We start from the raw sequence: 16,657 nt of genomic DNA, 5'->3' as shown, positions 1-16,657 counted from the left end.
GGCAGCGAAAGGATCGGCGACAACGCCGATACGAGACGCAACCGGCACTGCCAAAAACATAACAAATTTCAGAAGCCTTGTCCCACCCTCCCTTGACATCGCCGTCGAGCTTTCTCACATCCGCGCCATCATGAAAGCTTCAGACGCCGAAATCCTCATCATTCCCGGTTATACGAATTCCGGCCCCGATCATTGGCAAAGCCGCTGGGAGGCCAAGCTCAGCACGGCTCGTCGTGTCGAACAGGCAGAATGGTCGAAGCCGGTCCGCGACGATTGGGTTCAGCGGATCGCCGAGGAGGTGAACGCTGCCACGCGACCGGTGGTGCTGGTTGCGCATTCCCTTGGCATTCCATCGGCGATCCATGCAATTCCCCATTTTCGCAACAAGATAGCCGGGGCATTCTTCGTTGCACCGCCCGATGTCGCCAATCCGGCAATACGGCCGAAGCACCTGATGACATTCGGCCCGTACCCGCGGGATCCACTTCCCTTCCCGACAATCACGATCGCCAGCCGCAACGATCCCTTCGGCAGCTATGAGCACGCCGATGACATCGCTGCAAGCTGGGGATCCCTCCTCATTGACGCTGGTGAGGCCGGCCATATCAACACCGAGTCCGGCCACGGGCCTTGGCCGGAAGGAACAATGGTGTTTGCCCAATTCCTTGGCCGTTTGAAGCCGTAATACCGGACGCTTTGGCAGAACCGCAATTCACAGTCGGGCATTGCATCGCCGCGCCCAGCACGGGAACGCTCGGGCGGTTTTAGCTGAGCAATCGGCTAGTCACCCTCTCCGCGAATGAAGAGAACGCCCGCCAGGCCCACAAGAACGATGCATTGCAGTATGAACATCGGCCATTCTGGAGACATCGCATTCCCTCCGCCAATTGGGGCGATATAGGGCACCACTGCACAAGTGAATGGGCATTGTCGAACCTTGTCTGCGCCCCTCAGGCTACGCAGGGCGGAACGCGCAACCAAGTAATTGTTTTTACGTAGATATTATTTTTATGGCATTAAGGGCTGTTTAATTCAATGCATCCAAAATATACACGCGCCAGGAGAGCGAGTACGCAGATTGAAACGATCGACACCCGGCAACCGGGGCAAACCGAAGACCAAGCTTCATGCGACCGGGCTCGACGACCACGCGCCCCCAATAAATAGCGCCGAACTCTCGGAGCGCGAGAGTCGCTGGAACTACGCTCTTGTCGGGTCAGGCCTCGGCGTCTGGGACCACGATCTTCGTCTTGGCAAGCGTTACTATTCCGATACCTGGAAGACCATTCGTGGCATGGCGCCCGATGAGGATGCCGACGGGGATTATGACACTTGGATTGAACTCATCCACCCCGATGATCGGGAATTCGTCGTAAGGGCGATCGATCGTCAGAATGCAGGCGATCCGGACTATCAGATTTTCGTGTATCGCGAGCGCCACAGGGACGGCCACTGGATCTGGATCGAATGCCGTGGTGCTTGTGTCGAATGGGACGAAAATGGCGCCCCTGCCCGCCTCGTCGGCACCGATACCGACATCACCGAGCGCAAGGAGGCGGAGGAGCGGCTGGCGCACGTGTCGCGACGCCTCGATCTCGCGCTTGATATCTCCAATATCGGCGTCTTCGAGGCCGACATCGAGAATGGCACTGTCGATTGGGACGACCGTCTTCTGGCGATCTACGGCATTACTGGGACGTCGCCAGCCACCACGGGCGATGCCTGGGAGGCTTCGCTGCATCCCAATGACAGGGAACGTGTGCTAGCGACCATCAGCGAGAGCATCGCTGACAACACCGATTTTGAGCACGAATTCCGCATCATCCGGCAGGACGGCATCGAGCGCGTCATCCGCGCAAAGGCGGCATTTTTTCTCGACAGCGACGGACGCCGCAAGCTGATCGGTGCGAATTGGGATGTCACTGCCGAAGTCCGGCTCAATAACGAGTTGCAGCGCGCCAAGGATCTCGCCGAAGCCCGCAATAGGGAGCTCGAAAGCGCCAAGGAAAACATCGAGCACCTGGCGCTGCATGATTACCTCACCAACTTACCCAATCGCCGATACCTGGATCGCATGCTGGACGAGCGTTCCGCCGAATGTCGCCGGACCGGCCTGACGCTCGCGATCCTCCATATCGATCTCGATCGCTTCAAGCAGATCAACGATACGCTCGGCCACCGTGCCGGCGACGCGATGCTGAAGCACGTTGCGCAGGTCCTGAAAAGGAACGTCCGTTCCACTGATTTCGTCGCTCGTATTGGTGGCGACGAGTTCGTGGTCCTGTGTACCCTCGACGTCACACCAAGGAAGATCTCTAATCTGGCCGAACGCATCATCCGCGAGCTCTGCAAGCCTATTCGCTACGAGGGCCATGATTGCCGTTTCGGCGCAAGTATAGGAATCGCCACGGGGGACGGTCCGGCGCTGGATGCCAAGCAACTTCTGCTAAATGCCGATATCGCGCTCTACCGTGCAAAGAGCGGTGGACGCAATCGCCACGAATTCTTCTCGACCGATGAGCGCCGCCGCATCATCGCCAGCAAGCGACTGGCCGACGAAATCCTGCTTGGCCTGGAACGCGGCGAGTTTATTCCGTTCTACCAGTTGCAGTTCCAGGCGCGAACGCTCGAGGTTGCCGGCGTCGAGACGCTGGCGCGCTGGCAGCACCGCGAACACGGTTTGCTGGCCCCCGATCGCTTCCTCGCGATTGCCGAAGATCTGGATGTTGTCTCGACGATCGACGGTCTTATCCTCGAGCAGGCACTGGCGGATCGCCAGCGATGGGAGGATGAAGGGCTTCGCATCCCGAAGATCGCAGTCAACGTCTCGTCTCGTCGCCTCGCCGATCCGAACCTTGCGAAGAAGCTTCGCGGACTGAAGATCGAGCCTCGCACGATCTCCTTCGAACTGCTTGAATCGATCTCGCTGGACGATTGCGATGATGCCGTGACCGCCAATCTCCGGCAGCTACGCCGCCTCGGCATCGATATCGAGATCGATGACTTCGGCACGGGCCACGCGTCGATTGTTAGCCTTTTGAAGCTGAGCCCGAAGACCTTGAAAATCGACCGCGAGCTGATCCGCATGCTGCCCCACTCGGCAGAGCAGCGGAAGCTCGTCCGTTCGATCATCGACATCGGTCGTTCGCTGAACATTCTCGTCACGGCTGAGGGGGTGGAGACGATGGACCACGTCCGAATCCTCTGCGACCTCGGTTGCGACATGCTCCAGGGCTACGCGCTGGCCCGCCCGATGCCCGCACTGCAGATAGCGCCCTTTGCACGCGCTGCGTCCTGGCGGGGCGTGGAAGGCCCTGCCCGCGGCCTGCAACAGGACCTGCGCAAGTCGATCAACAGCTCCGGCCAAAGATAAAGGCCTGCATGACTCCGCCGAGACGGACGGCTCACATTCCGTTGATCGCAAAAAACCTGTAAACTACTTCGCAGAAAGTCTTCGATTCTCTTAGCGGCACTCCGGCAATCCCGGATTCCGGGGAAGGAGTGACAGGCGGATTGTGAAACCCTCGCTTTTCCTTTAAGGGGACGCCACGAGATCGATCCACTCGCGCTATCCCAAGAGCGCCAACGATAGAGAACAATTGCAATGAACCGTCGCCGCCGTATTTACGAGGGCAAGGCCAAGATTCTGTATGAGGGCCCGGAACCGGGCACGCTGATCCAGTTCTTCAAAGACGATGCCACCGCCTTCAACAAGAAAAAGCACGAAGTCATCGATGGCAAGGGCGTTCTGAACAACCGCATTTCGGAATACATTTTCAGCCATCTGAACAAGATCGGCATTCCGACGCATTTTATTCGTCGCCTCAACATGCGCGAGCAGTTGATCCGCGAAGTCGAAATGATCCCGCTTGAGATCGTTGTACGCAACGTTGCCGCCGGCTCGCTGTCCAAGCGCCTTGGCATCGAGGAAGGCGTCGTGCTGCCACGCTCGATCATCGAGTTCTATTATAAGTCCGACGCGCTCGACGATCCGATGGTTTCCGAGGAGCACATCACGGCATTTGGCTGGGCGAACCCCGCCGAACTCGATGATATCATGGCGCTTGCCATTCGCGTCAACGACTTCATGACCGGTCTTTTCCTCGGCGTCGGCATCCAGCTTGTCGACTTCAAGATCGAATGCGGTCGCCTGTACGAAGGCGACATGATGCGCATCATACTGGCCGATGAGATTTCGCCGGACTCCTGCCGTCTCTGGGATATCGATACCCGTGAAAAGATGGACAAGGACCGCTTCCGCCGGGACATGGGTGGACTTCTCGAAGCCTATTCGGAAGTTGCGCGCCGCCTCGGCATCATCAACGAGAACGAGCCTGTGCGCGGCACCGGACCGGTGCTCGTGAAGTAAGACTTTCAGGCCAAGCAAGACAGGGAAGATAAAGTGATCAAGGCTCGTGTAACCGTCACGCTGAAGAACGGCGTTCTCGATCCGCAGGGCAAGGCAATCGAGGGCGCCCTCGGTGCTCTCGGCTTCGATGGTGTCGGCCATGTCCGTCAGGGCAAGGTTTTCGACGTCGAACTCGAAGGCGCTGACAAGGAGAAAGCGGCGAGCGACCTCAAGGCAATGTGTGAGAAACTCCTCGCAAATACGGTGATCGAGAACTATAATATTTCCGTCGACTAATCTTGGTCGTGGAGCGCACTCGATGGCTGAATTGACGCAAGAGCTCATGCTTGAGTTGTTGACGAAGGTGAACGAGCACATCGATACGCTGGACGCGTCGCTTGACGAGATCCGAAGCGAAATGCATTGCATGCGCGACACGATGACCACGATGGAGCAGGAAATACACAGTATTTACGGTGTTCTCGGTCGGCACGAAGGCCGGCTGGAGCGTATTGAAAAGCGTCTCGTACTCAGAGAACTTGCAGAAGCACAAACAAGGTTTTAGCCGCACTCATGAAATCAGCCGTCGTTCAACTTCCGGGTCTCAATCGCGATCGAGACATGATCGCAGCACTGACGAAAATCTCCGGTCACGCGCCGGTGACCATCTGGCAAACGGAGACGGATATTCCGGACGTCGACCTGATCGTCATCCCCGGCGGCTTTTCCTATGGCGACTACCTCCGGTGCGGCGCTATCGCAGCGCGCATGCCGGTCATGCAGGCGATCATCGAAAAGGCAAACAAGGGCGTCAAGGTTCTCGGCGTTTGTAACGGGTTCCAGATCCTGCTCGAGGCAGGTCTGCTTCCTGGCGCGCTGATGCGCAATGCCTCGCTCAAATTCGTCTGCCGCGAGATCAAGCTCGAAGTCGTCAACGCCGACACCGATTTCACCCGCGCCTATTCCAAGGGTCAGATCATTCGCAGCCCAGTCGCCCATCACGACGGCAACTACTTCGCCGACGCCGAGACCCTGGCAAAGATCGAAGGCAGCGGCCAGGTCGTATTCCGCTATGCGGAAGGCACCAACCCGAACGGCTCGATCAACGATATTGCCGCGGTCATGAACGATAAGGGCAACGTCCTCGGCATGATGCCGCATCCCGAAAACCTCATCGAAGCAGCGCATGGCGGTTCCGACGGCCGTGGTCTGTTCGCATCCGCCCTCGAGGTAATCGCAGCTTAACCTTCGGCACGTAAGAGGCCATTCATCCAGTCCATTGGAGCAAGTTGATGCGTCCTCGCCTTTCGACGACACGTGTTCTCGCGATTGCCGCAACGGCGGCGCTGGTCGCGTCCTGCCAATCGAACACGCCCGCGAAGGGTCCTGACCGCAGCGCGCTGTCCACCATGGAGCGCGTTGCTCTCGGTGCGAACGCCTGCTGGTTCAAGTCGGGCGACGCGGCCTTTGCCGCATACAGGTTGGCGCCGGAGTTGAATTCCTTCTCCGGTCGTCCGCGCATTCTCGTCGTGCACAAGGGAAGCCCCGAAAGCCGCCCATTGCTCGTTGTTCAGGCAGAGGGCAACCCCTCCAAGCTCGATGCCTTCGGTCCGATGATGCAAGGCGCCACCGGACCGCGGATCGTCAAGGATGTCACCCGCTGGGCCTCCGGCGGCAAGGCTTGCGGCTGATCAGTCCCAAAAGAACGACTTGCTGGCCTCCTTGTTCGCCTCGGCGCGCGTGACGCCAATGTCCAGCAGTTCGGCGTCCGTCAGATCACGCAACACCCTGCGGCTCTCTCGCTTCTGATGCCACGATGTTAGTCGTTGCAATGCGGACACCAGCAAGGTGCGCGGCACACGGCGAGAGCCTTGCTGAATGCGGCATTGTATCGATTGCACCTTGGAAGGGAGCGGTGCAATCCGGAGCTCGTTCTCTGGAACGGCGGACATTTCATTCTCCACGTGGATTGTGTCTGTAATTCAGATAATCTTGACGGACGAAGGGTGACAATATAGAGAATTGTCATCATGACAAATTGGCTCCCAGACGTTTCGCGCGGTTTCGGCCCGGTTTACCTCCGGATTGCGGACAGCATTGAATCAGCCATTGCCGCAGGTACATTGCCCGCTGGCAGCAAGTTGCCTCCGCAGCGAAACCTTGCCTACGACATAGGCGTGACAATCGGGACAATCGGCCGGGCCTATGCGCTGGTGCACGAACGCGGCCTCGTCGCGGGAGAAGTCGGCCGCGGCACATATGTCCTGGATCGCGCCGAGACGGCACCCGGCAATCAGCCGGACCCACTGACCATCGCGCTCGGCGGCACGCGTCCGATTGATGCGCCGGCCGGCAAGATACGCTTTGACACCACCGCGGCTCCGGACCTCGGCCAGGGCAAGATCATCGGCAGCGTGCTCGCCGCAATCGGCGAGGAGCAGCTTTCCGAGATTTCGTCCTATTCCCGTGTTTTCCCGCAAAATTGGTACGAGGCAGGGCGGCGCTGGCTCGCCAGGAACGATTGGACGCCCGACACCGAAAACATCGTCCCTACCCTCGGCGCACACGCGGCGGCGGTCTCGGTGATTTCGGCCGTGTCGTCGCCCGGTGACAAGATCGTATTTGAAGATTTGAGCTATACGCAGGTCAGCCGCAGCGCCCGCATTCTTGGTCGCCGTACGATCACCGTCGACTCCGATGAGAACGGCGTAATCCCCGATGACTTCGAGCGCTTGTGTCTTCAGCAGCATCCCAAGCTCGCGTTCCTCATGCCGACCGCGCACAATCCCACCCTGGCTACGATGCCTTGCGAGCGGCGGGTACGGATCGCGGAGATTGCACGCAGGCATGGCGTCTGGCTGATAGAGGACGATCTCTACGGTGGCATGACTGGAGACGAAAATCCCCTGCTGGCGTCGCTCGCGCCCGATCGCACCTTCCTGATCAGTGGCCTTTCAAAGTCCGTGGCTGCCGGAGTGCGCGGCGGCTGGGTCGCCTGCCCGCCGCATTTTGCGCAGCGGATCAAGGTAACGCACAAGATGATTACGGGCGGGCTGCCTTTCATTCTGGCCGAGGCTTGCGCCCGTCTCGTTCAGAGCGGCCAAGCACACGAAATCCGCAAGGCAAGCACGGCCGAACTGGCCATCCGCGAGCGCCTCGCACGGCAACAACTACAGGGATACGATTTTGTGTCCCATCCGCATGTTCCCTTCCTCTGGCTGAAGCTGCCCGATCCCTGGCTCTCGGGAACCTTCAAGAACGCCGCCTATAGAGATGGCGTGCTGATCGATGACGAGGACGAGTTCAAGGCCGCTCGCGCCGAGAAAGTTTATCACCGCGTGCGGATAGGCTTCTCGTCCTCCAGAAACCGTGACGATCTGGTTGCAGGATTGATGACTTTGAGACGCCTACTAGAAAGCGGCGGCGCCGGCTATGATGGTGAGATTTGAAGCGACGGCAGATCGGCCGCAGACCAGCGACAAAGCATCGTCGGTCGGCAAAAATGCTTTACCCGCCGATGATCGATGGTGCGTAATTCGGATTACGCGCGCCGGCATCCAGGTCGGCTACAAGTTTTGAGCTGGCACGATAGTCGCCTTTTGGTGCCTGCTGTCTGTTAACAGCGGGCATTTTCCTATCGCGCGTTTCATTCACTTAGGCTAAAGACACCGCAATCGCGCAACGGCAGGGACTTCCGAGAGCTCATGACCATTTCCAATACCCGCCCGATCACCCCCGAACTGATTGCCGCCCACGGTCTGAAGCCAGACGAGTATCAGCGGATCTTGAGCCTGATCGGACGCGAACCGACTTTCACCGAGCTCGGCATCTTTTCGGCCATGTGGAACGAGCACTGCTCTTACAAATCCTCCAAGAAGTGGCTGCGTACGCTGCCGACCAAAGGTGCGCGCGTCATTCAGGGCCCAGGTGAAAATGCCGGTGTTGTCGATATCGATGACGGCGACTGCGTAGTCTTCAAGATGGAGAGCCACAACCACCCGTCCTACATCGAGCCATATCAGGGCGCGGCCACAGGCGTCGGGGGCATTCTGCGCGACGTCTTCACCATGGGTGCACGCCCGATCGCAGCAATGAATGCGCTGCGTTTCGGCGAGCCGGACCATCCGAAGACCCGTCACCTAGTCTCCGGTGTCGTCTCGGGCGTCGGCGGTTATGGAAACTCCTTCGGCGTTCCGACGGTCGGCGGCGAAGTCGAGTTCGACGCGCGTTATAACGGCAATATCCTGGTCAACGCCTTCGCGGCTGGCCTGGCCAAGTCGAATGCCATCTTCCTCTCGGAAGCCAAGGGCGTCGGCTTGCCGGTCGTCTATCTCGGCGCAAAGACCGGCCGCGACGGCGTCGGCGGTGCGACCATGGCCTCGGCCGAATTCGATGAGTCCATCGAGGAAAAGCGTCCGACCGTCCAGGTCGGCGATCCCTTCACCGAAAAGTGCCTGCTGGAAGCCTGCCTCGAGCTGATGCAGACCGGCGCCGTCATCGCCATCCAAGACATGGGTGCTGCCGGCCTCACCTGCTCGGCCGTCGAAATGGGTGCAAAGGGCGATCTCGGCATTCTGCTCGATCTCGATACCGTGCCGGTGCGCGAAGAGCAGATGACCGCCTACGAAATGATGCTGTCCGAAAGCCAGGAGCGCATGCTCATGGTTCTGGAGCCGGAAAAGGAAGCCGTGGCGAAGGCGATCTTCACCAAGTGGGGCCTGGATTTTGCGATCGTCGGCAAGACCACCGACGACCTGCGCTTCCGCGTTGTCCATCAGGGCGAAGAAGTCGCCAACCTGCCGATCAAGGATCTCGGCGACCAGGCGCCAGAATATGATCGTCCGTGGCGAGAATCGGACAAGCGTGCGCCGCTGCCCGCGAACCTCGTTGCCGCACCGGCAGACTACGGCCAGGCGCTGTTGCAGCTCGTTGGCTCTCCCAATCAATCGAGCCGCCGTTGGGTTTACGAACAGTACGACACCCTGATCCAGGGCAACTCACTCCAGCTTCCGGGAGGTGATGCAGGCGTCGTTCGCGTCGAGAACCATCCGACCAAGGCTCTTGCATTCTCGTCCGATGTGACGCCGCGCTATGTCGAGGCCGATCCGTTCGAGGGCGGCAAGCAGGCAGTCGCAGAATGCTGGCGCAACATCACGGCTACCGGCGCAGAGCCGCTGGCGGCGACCGACAACCTGAACTTCGGCAACCCTGAAAAGCCGGAAATCATGGGCCAGTTCGTTCAGGCCGTGAAAGGCATCGGCGAAGCCTGCCGCGTCCTCGACTTCCCCATCGTGTCGGGGAACGTCTCGCTCTACAATGAAACCAACGGCGTTGCGATCCTGCCGACACCGACGATCGCTGGCGTCGGCCTTCTGCCCGACTGGAAGAAGATGGCGCGCATCGGCAGCGCCTCGAATGGCGATAAGGTAATCATGATCGGTACGGACGGCAGCCATCTCGGTTCGTCGGCCTATCTGCGCGATGTCGTCGGCAGCACTGAAGGCCCCGCTCCCGAGGTCGATCTCCTCGCGGAGCGCCGTAACGGCAACTTCGTCCGCTCGGTCATCCGAAACGGCCAGGCAACGAGCTGCCACGATATCTCTTCCGGCGGCCTCGTTCTGGCTCTCGCCGAAATGGCGATGGCGTCAGGCAAGGGCCTCAAGATCGATCTTCGTGAAAGCAAAGGTGCACCGCACGCGCTCCTATTCGGCGAAGATCAGGCCCGCTACGTGCTGACGGTGCCAGCGGATGTTGCCAATTTCGTCTGCGCCAACGCCGAAGGTGCGGGTGTACCTTTCCGCCGCCTCGGCACTGTCGAAGGTGAAAGCCTCGTGATTGACGATCTGCTGTCGCTGCCGATTCAGCAATTGCGCGACGCCCATGAATCATGGTTCCCTGATTACATGGAAGGCCATGGCACACTGGCTGCCACGGAATAATGCGCAAGGAGTAACGATCATGCCTATGAAACCCGGTGATATCGAAGACATGATCAGGGCCGGCATCCCCGGCGCCAAGGTGACCATCCGCGATCTTGCCGGCGACGGCGATCATTATGCGGCTGAGGTGGTAGCGGAAGCTTTTCGCGGCAAGAGCCGCGTGCAGCAGCATCAGATGGTCTACGAGGCCCTGAAGGGCAACATGGGTGGCATACTGCATGCCCTGGCGCTGCAGACATCGGCACCTGAGTGATATCGAACGCAAATGCCCGGTTAGAAGCCGGGCATTTCGTTATAACCGTCTGCAGCAAAGACCATGTCCGAGCGTGGGCCGGCGGTTAGCAGCGTGAAGTCGAAGGGCGCCCGCAGGTCTGGCCCCAGGACATACTGCCGATGCACGCGCAGGAAATCCTTCTTGATCTTCTTATAGTGCTCGATAGTCAGCATTTGCTTCACGCGAATGAAGATCATCTTCGCAGGCCGTGCATTTCCATGTCCACAAACCGCTACGACCGGCACCTTGTAGAAATGAATGGCGTCGGTCAGACAGTGGACATCAAGCCAGTTGACGCTGTCGCATCGCGCGATCAGGCCGACCCGTGACCGCAACACGTGCGCGGGGCGCAACAATGCGCATTGCAGGATTGCCGAGCCGAGCGTTGCAAAGATCACCTTCTTGCCGGCAAAAACATCAGGATCCCGTTCGAGCAGGAGGCCAACGACGTGGGCGGCGACGCTGGATCCCATACTGTGAGATGAGATCACATACTCCTGCGCAGGTTCCGACAGGGCGGTCTGCGCGGCCGTGGCACAGCGATCTAGCCACTGGTCGAATGCCGCATCGCTCGTCCGGGCAAGAGCGACCGCCATCCGCCAGTCAGCGAAGAGATGCAGCGTGTAGAAGCGCTCCGCGAAAGGCAGAAACACGAAGACGAAAAAACACAATGCCAACGCCGTGCTCCACAGGAGATGAAAAGCGGGCAACTCCATTTCGAGTGGTATCACGGCGATCGTGGCGCTAAGCGAAAAGCCGAGTATCATCATCAGGAACGGAAAGACGAAGAACAGCCCGAATCGCCAAGCGTGCCTGAAGTAGCCGGCCATCCCGCCATGGAGGATGACCTGCAGAGCACTACGAAAGCCCGCCAGAATTTGCGCAGGTATGCTGCGTGATCGAAGCTGCTCCACCAAAGCATTGAGGTCGAAGATATGGATGTGGCTGTTGGTTTCCCATCCGTCAACACCCGCCTTCACCTTGAACGCCGTCGACGCCGGTCCGTCGTCCGGCTCGCCTGTCAGCACGGAGAAATTCCAGGTCGCTGCACTTTGTTTTGCGGATCGTTCATAGCGCGCCCTGTGAGCACGCCCATCAAGTGGCTCGAACCCCGGAAAATGGAGAACGACCCGTTTCGAAATCAATGTCATTATTTTCTTTCTGGCCGCGCACGGCAGGAAATTGCTGCGCCGCAATCGGCGAGAATTGTGGCAAAATCCGGGTGAATTCCTTGCCATAACCGGCAATGCGCGCGCGAGATTAAGCCGCTCCTGAACCAGGCGTAACGCAAGCGCAACAATGCGCCGTCCGCAAACCGATAGGGCGCTCTTTTTTTGGCTCGGCCTGCTGGAATTCCGCGGATCACATGCTATCTAAGCTTAACGATTGAAACGGCGGGCCTTTAACTCGCCTGTGGAAAGGATTAGTCCCTATGAGCGGTATCAACGAATTCATCGACAACGAAATCAAGAGCAACGACGTCGTCCTCTTCATGAAGGGCACGCCGCAGTTTCCGCAGTGTGGATTCTCCGGCCAGGTCGTGCAGATTCTCGATTACATCGGCGTCGACTACAAGGGCATCAACGTGCTCGCTGACTCCGAGATCCGCCAGGGCATCAAGGATTACTCCAACTGGCCGACGATCCCGCAGCTCTACGTGAAGGGCGAGTTCGTCGGCGGTTGCGACATCGTCCGGGAAATGTTCCAGGCCGGCGAGTTGCAGCAGCACCTGCAGGAACATGGCGTGACCGTTCGCGGCGCTGCCTGACCTGTTCGGTCACCGGGCGTCCGCCCGGTTTCCAAATCTTGCATTTTGAGTCCGAGGCGCTGTGCTGAACAGCGCCTTGGCCCGTTTATGGGAATTTCATTGTGACAGATTCATCACAAACCGTGCACGCGGGCCAATTGCCCATGGGCAAAGGGGAATTCATTGCGCTCGCCGCCTTCTTGATGGCGGTCAATTCGCTCGCGATCGACATCATGCTGCCGGCACTGCAGCAGATCGGCGCAAGCCTTGGCGTCGAAAGCGAAAATCACCGTCAGTTCGTCGTTTCCGCCTATCTGCTGGGCTTCGGCTCGGCTCAGCTCTTCTACGGCCCTCTCTCCGACCGATTCGGCCGCCGTCTGCCGCTGTTGATCGGCCTTGTCATCTATATCTGTTCTGCGCTGGGGATCGCACTGGTACCGTCCTTTGCGGGCCTTCTCGCACTTCGCTTCATTCAGGGCATTGGTTCCGCAGCGACGCGCGTCATCACCATCTCCATCGTCCGTGATATCTACGGCGGCCGGCAGATGGCAGAGGTCATGTCCCTGATCATGATGGTCTTCATGATCGTTCCCGTCATCGCGCCGGGCAGCGGCCAGATCATCATGTTCTTCGGCAGCTGGCATCTGATCTTCGTGTTCATCGCCGTCCTGGCCGCTTTGATCTCGGTTTGGGCCTATATCCGCCTTCCCGAAACCTTGCGTCCCGCGAATGTCCGCCCGTTCACCGCACGCTCGGTGATCGGTGGCTTCAAGCTGGTTCTCACGAACCGCATCGCCCTCTGCTACACGATTGCCACCACCTTCATCTTCGGTTCGCTGTTCGGCTTCATCAATTCCGCGCAGCAGATATACGTCGGCATCTACGAGCTTGGGGTCTACTTCCCCTTCGCCTTTGCCGGCGTCGCTGTCTTCATGTCGCTTTCGTCATTCCTCAACGCGCGGCTTGTTGGCAGGTTCGGGATGCGGCGGTTGTCGCATGGCGCGTTGGTCGGCTTTATCACCGTTAACACCATCTGGCTCGCAGCCCTCGTTCTTGGGCCGCAACCGATGCCCTTTGCGTTTTTCATCTGCTTCTTCGGTGTGGCCATGTTCCAGTTCGGCTGGATCGGCTCCAACTTCAACTCGCTTGCCATGGAGCCGCTCGGCCACGTCGCGGGAACGGCTTCGTCCGTCCTCGGCTTCATGAGCACAGTCGGCGGCGCGCTGATCGGCGCCGGCATCGGCCAGGCATTCAACGGCACAGCATTGCCAATGGTCGCAGGCTATTTCACCGTCTCGATCATCGGTCTGGTCTTCGTTTTGATCGCAGAGAAGGGACGTCTCTTCCAGCCGCACAATCCTGCGGTCTGATCGGCTCTCTCCGCCCCTATTTCAGGATTTCGATTATGACGCCACCACATAAACCCCATGTTGAGAATCAGGGCTCCCGCCGCATAGGCATGGGCTTCGTCGAATTTGTCATTACCATCGCCATCATGACCGCCAGTGTCGCGATGGCGATCGACAGCATGCTGCCATCCCTGCCCGCGATCGGCCATTCGCTCGGTGTCACGAACGCCAACGATACGCAGCTCGTGATCGGCGTCTTCTTCCTCGGATTCGGCGTGTCGCAGATCATTTTCGGTAGCCTGTCTGATACCTTCGGCCGTCGAAACATCCTGCTTGGCGGCCTCGCCGTTTATGTCCTCGCTATGTTCGCCGCTGCCGCTACCGCCAGCTTCGAAATGCTGCTGATCATGCGCTTTGTCCAGGGCCTCGGCGGCGCAGCCGTCCGCATCACGACCATGGCGATTGTTCGCGACTGCTTCGGCGGCCGTGAGATGGCGCGGGTCATGTCCTACGTGATGATCGTCTTCATGATCGTGCCGATCGTGGCGCCTTCGGTCGGTCAGTTGATCATCACCTACGCCAACTGGCACTGGATTTTTATCCTGCTCGGCCTTGTCGGAGGGGTCTTGTTCATCTGGGCACTCGCGCGTCTGAAAGAATCTCTGCCGAAAGAAGAGCGCATCCCGTTATCGGTCGGCTCCGTCGTCGACGGTTTCAAGACCGTCCTGACGAACAAGATCACCTGTGGCTACATGATCGGGCTGACGATGTTCACGGGCGTCATCAGCGCCTACGTTATTTCGGTCCAGCAGGTGTTCGGCGAGGTCTACGGCCTTGGCGATTGGTTACCGATCGCCTTTGCGGCAACGGCCGGCGGCATCGCTGTCGCGAACTTCGCCAACGGGTTTTTTGTGCGCAAATTCGGGATGCGCCGCATCTCGCACGTTGCGATGATCCTGTTCACGATCGTGTCTGCAATCGGTTTCGTCAAAGCTCTCGGTGGCCGGCCCGATTTCGCCTTTGCCTATACCCTGTTCACGATCCTGCTGATGATGTTTGCGGTTATTGCCACCAATTTTACGGCAATCAGCCTGGAACCCATGGGCAACCTCGCCGGCACCGCGACAGCCATCACCGGCTTCGTATCGACGACCTTCGGCGCGATCCTCGGCGGCACGGTCGGACAGCTATTCAACGGGACTGTGCAGCCGCTCTTCGGCGGCTTCGCGGTGTTCGGGGCGATCAGCATCGCGGCAACGCTGTGGGCCGAAGGCGGCAAGCTGTTCACACATCCGGGTGACAGCCCGCACATCGATCAAGGCGCCGGGCATTTCTAGTAGACTGCCTTGCAACGCATAACGTTCCTTGTCGCCCGCAACACACCGTTGCGGGCGAAACTCTTTCGGGAGCTAGCGCCACACAAGGGCGACCGAAAGAGCCAGAGCCAACGCCATCGCGATATTGAAGAACCGCGCCGAACGTGGGGTGCGTAGAAACTGTGCCACGAGAGCGCCGAGGACAAGCCATACGAACCCGGCGGGAAACGCGGCGGCTGCGAACAGCGCCCCCATCCACAAGGCGCCACGTGCTTCAGCGTGCTGTGAAGACACAAGGAAGGTGCTGCCTGCGCTCAGCGCGACCAGCCAACCTTTCGGGTTTAGCCACTGGAATAGAAAAGCCTGCCGAAATCCAACCACGCGCCTCTGGCCATCCGCTTCAACAGTACCGGCATTGGCGATCTTCCAGGCAAGCCACAACAGAAACAGAGATCCTGCCAACTTCATCGCTATTACGATCGCCGGCGCCGCGGCGACAATTTCTCCGACACCGAAGGCGCTTAGAACAATCATTGCGCCCATGCCAAGCGATGCACCGAGCGGACAGCCGATGCCTCTCAAAGTGCCGACAGCAGCACCTGTGGACAGGACCAGAGTGTTACTGGGTCCCGGTGTAACCGCCGCGATAAACGCAAACAGCAAAAACGCTAGTGTCTGCCCTGTATCCATCATACTCTCCTCGTCATTTCGAAAACGGGAGAACATTTACGACTGGCGTGCCTGCTCGTATTGTACGTCTGTGCGCATGGCGTTTTCCTGGGAGCGCGAAATCTGGGCCCCCCAGGAAACGCTACCGCAACCCGCAGGAGGTCGCGGCTCCGATATCAGATCGTGAAAACTTCGCTCCGCAGAATGTCCCAGCTGTCCTTGTCGGGCGCAATCAGCAAGCCACCACTGGTGTGATGCGGAAGGTAAGGCGAACCGTCAAAACGGGCCGCATGCGCGCCAGCCTCGATGCTGATCAGGGTGCCCGCGAGATGGTCCCAGGGCATGAGCTTATTATACATCAGATAGTGGACGTGACCGCCCGCAAAGGCGCGGTACTCATGGGCAGCACAGCGATAGTTGGCAAGGAACCGAACCTTGGCCAGATTGGCAAGGATCTCGCTGCGCTTCGGCTTCGGCAGGAAGCCCGTCGATGCCATGCCGACCATCTCCTCCAGCGCGACGGGCGCTGCAACGGCGAGCCGCTCCGCCTCCCCGCCAGGACGCCGAAGCCACGCGCCACCGCCCTTCTCCGCCATTACCCAGTCATCGCCCATCGGGTCGTAGATGATGCCGGCAACCGTTTCGCCCTTGGACACGACGGACGCCATCACGCCGAAGGCCGGAATGCCGGATGCGAAATTGAAGGTCCCATCGACGGGATCGACCACGATGGCAAGGTCCGCTCCCTCGAGCTTGCCGAGCAGATCAGGATCCGCCGCGACCGACTCCTCTCCGATGAACACGGCATCCGGCCAGAGTGCAGCGGCTTCAGCCTTAATCATCCGCTCCGCCTGCAGGTCCGCCTCCGTCACCAGATCGGTCGCTTCGCTCTTGGCGCGCACGTCATCGCTTCCAAGTCGACGGAAGCGCGGCAATATCTCTGCCTTCGCCGCCCGCCTCAGGAGATCGGCAAGCGTCGTTACATCTATCGTGGAACTCATGGACTTTCCTTCTT

17 protein-coding genes are annotated in these 16,657 nt (G+C 59.3%); 13 read left to right on the top strand and 4 right to left on the bottom strand.

All coding sequences use genetic code 11. The annotated features are described in order from the left end of the window. The first annotated feature begins 130 nt into the window (after window positions 1–130). The 7 genes from C934_RS0101185 to C934_RS0101155 all read left to right on the top strand — a co-directional run bounded on the left by C934_RS0101185 (window position 131) and on the right by C934_RS0101155 (window position 6,039). Window positions 131–685 (top strand): RBBP9/YdeN family alpha/beta hydrolase, encoded by a 555-nt coding sequence (locus C934_RS0101185; RefSeq protein ID WP_018854883.1) that lies wholly within the window; start codon window positions 131–133, stop codon window positions 683–685. Between the two features lie 474 nt (window positions 686–1,159). Further along, a complete protein-coding gene (locus tag C934_RS0101180; RefSeq protein WP_245267899.1) occupies window positions 1,160–3,373 on the top strand; it encodes a putative bifunctional diguanylate cyclase/phosphodiesterase in 2,214 nt (737 codons plus the stop codon). 231 nt (window positions 3,374–3,604) lie between these two features. Continuing rightward, a complete protein-coding gene (gene purC, locus C934_RS0101175) occupies window positions 3,605–4,369 on the top strand; it encodes a phosphoribosylaminoimidazolesuccinocarboxamide synthase (protein ID WP_007532892.1) in 765 nt (254 codons plus the stop codon). A gap of 33 nt (window positions 4,370–4,402) precedes the next feature. Beyond that, a complete protein-coding gene (purS, locus tag C934_RS0101170) occupies window positions 4,403–4,645 on the top strand; it encodes a phosphoribosylformylglycinamidine synthase subunit PurS (protein ID WP_018854881.1) in 243 nt (80 codons plus the stop codon). A gap of 22 nt (window positions 4,646–4,667) precedes the next feature. Continuing rightward, window positions 4,668–4,913: a hypothetical protein gene (locus C934_RS0101165; protein ID WP_018854880.1), complete on the top strand. Its 246-nt coding sequence runs from the start codon at window positions 4,668–4,670 to the stop codon at window positions 4,911–4,913. Window positions 4,914–4,921: 8 nt separating this feature from the next. Further along, complete coding sequence (gene purQ, locus C934_RS0101160; RefSeq protein ID WP_018854879.1) at window positions 4,922–5,593, top strand: phosphoribosylformylglycinamidine synthase subunit PurQ; 672 nt, start codon at window positions 4,922–4,924, stop codon at window positions 5,591–5,593. 47 nt (window positions 5,594–5,640) lie between these two features. Beyond that, window positions 5,641–6,039 carry a hypothetical protein gene (locus tag C934_RS0101155; protein WP_018854878.1) on the top strand — a complete coding sequence of 133 codons (399 nt, stop codon included), beginning with the start codon at window positions 5,641–5,643 and terminating at the stop codon, window positions 6,037–6,039. Here the strand turns inward: C934_RS0101155 and C934_RS0101150 are convergent, their stop codons facing one another. Further along, complete coding sequence (locus tag C934_RS0101150; RefSeq protein ID WP_018854877.1) at window positions 6,040–6,300, bottom strand: DUF1127 domain-containing protein; 261 nt, start codon at window positions 6,298–6,300, stop codon at window positions 6,040–6,042. A gap of 78 nt (window positions 6,301–6,378) precedes the next feature. Here C934_RS0101150 and C934_RS0101145 point away from each other — a divergent pair, with 78 nt between their 5' ends. The 3 genes from C934_RS0101145 to C934_RS0101135 all read left to right on the top strand — a co-directional run bounded on the left by C934_RS0101145 (window position 6,379) and on the right by C934_RS0101135 (window position 10,540). After that, window positions 6,379–7,797, top strand: a complete 1,419-nt coding sequence (locus C934_RS0101145) for an aminotransferase-like domain-containing protein (RefSeq protein WP_018854876.1) — start codon at window positions 6,379–6,381, stop codon at window positions 7,795–7,797. A gap of 255 nt (window positions 7,798–8,052) precedes the next feature. Then, window positions 8,053–10,287 carry a phosphoribosylformylglycinamidine synthase subunit PurL gene (gene purL / locus C934_RS0101140; protein ID WP_018854875.1) on the top strand — a complete coding sequence of 745 codons (2,235 nt, stop codon included), beginning with the start codon at window positions 8,053–8,055 and terminating at the stop codon, window positions 10,285–10,287. 19 nt (window positions 10,288–10,306) lie between these two features. Then, the gene (locus C934_RS0101135) at window positions 10,307–10,540 is read left to right on the top strand and encodes a BolA/IbaG family iron-sulfur metabolism protein (RefSeq protein WP_025661197.1); all 234 of its coding nucleotides are present in this window, start codon (window positions 10,307–10,309) and stop codon (window positions 10,538–10,540) included. 20 nt (window positions 10,541–10,560) lie between these two features. Here the strand turns inward: C934_RS0101135 and C934_RS0101130 are convergent, their stop codons facing one another. Then, window positions 10,561–11,712, bottom strand: coding sequence for a hypothetical protein (locus tag C934_RS0101130; protein WP_018854873.1), 1,152 nt, complete (start codon window positions 11,710–11,712; stop codon window positions 10,561–10,563). Window positions 11,713–11,993: 281 nt separating this feature from the next. Here C934_RS0101130 and grxD point away from each other — a divergent pair, with 281 nt between their 5' ends. The 3 genes from grxD (at window position 11,994) to C934_RS0101115 (ending at window position 14,994) form a co-directional block, all read left to right on the top strand. Beyond that, window positions 11,994–12,329 carry a Grx4 family monothiol glutaredoxin gene (grxD, locus tag C934_RS0101125; RefSeq protein WP_016554134.1) on the top strand — a complete coding sequence of 112 codons (336 nt, stop codon included), beginning with the start codon at window positions 11,994–11,996 and terminating at the stop codon, window positions 12,327–12,329. Window positions 12,330–12,472: 143 nt separating this feature from the next. Then, the gene (locus C934_RS0101120; RefSeq protein WP_018854872.1) at window positions 12,473–13,678 is read left to right on the top strand and encodes a multidrug effflux MFS transporter; all 1,206 of its coding nucleotides are present in this window, start codon (window positions 12,473–12,475) and stop codon (window positions 13,676–13,678) included. A 35-nt stretch (window positions 13,679–13,713) separates the two neighbouring features. Then, on the top strand, window positions 13,714–14,994 hold the full coding sequence (locus C934_RS0101115) for a multidrug effflux MFS transporter (RefSeq protein WP_026371477.1): 1,281 nt from the start codon (window positions 13,714–13,716) through the stop codon (window positions 14,992–14,994). A gap of 72 nt (window positions 14,995–15,066) precedes the next feature. Here C934_RS0101115 and C934_RS0101110 read toward each other — a convergent pair whose 3' ends face one another. Both C934_RS0101110 and C934_RS0101105 read right to left on the bottom strand, forming a co-directional pair. Next, window positions 15,067–15,699, bottom strand: a complete 633-nt coding sequence (locus C934_RS0101110) for a LysE family translocator (protein ID WP_245267897.1) — start codon at window positions 15,697–15,699, stop codon at window positions 15,067–15,069. Between the two features lie 119 nt (window positions 15,700–15,818). Then, a complete protein-coding gene (locus C934_RS0101105; protein WP_018854869.1) occupies window positions 15,819–16,643 on the bottom strand; it encodes an inositol monophosphatase family protein in 825 nt (274 codons plus the stop codon). Window positions 16,644–16,657: the final 14 nt, after the last annotated feature.

The organism is Rhizobium sp. 42MFCr.1 (assembly GCF_000377185.1).
Taxonomy (GTDB): Bacteria; Pseudomonadota; Alphaproteobacteria; order Rhizobiales; family Rhizobiaceae; genus Rhizobium; species Rhizobium altiplani.
This window is presented reverse-complemented; position numbering and strand designations above follow the sequence as displayed.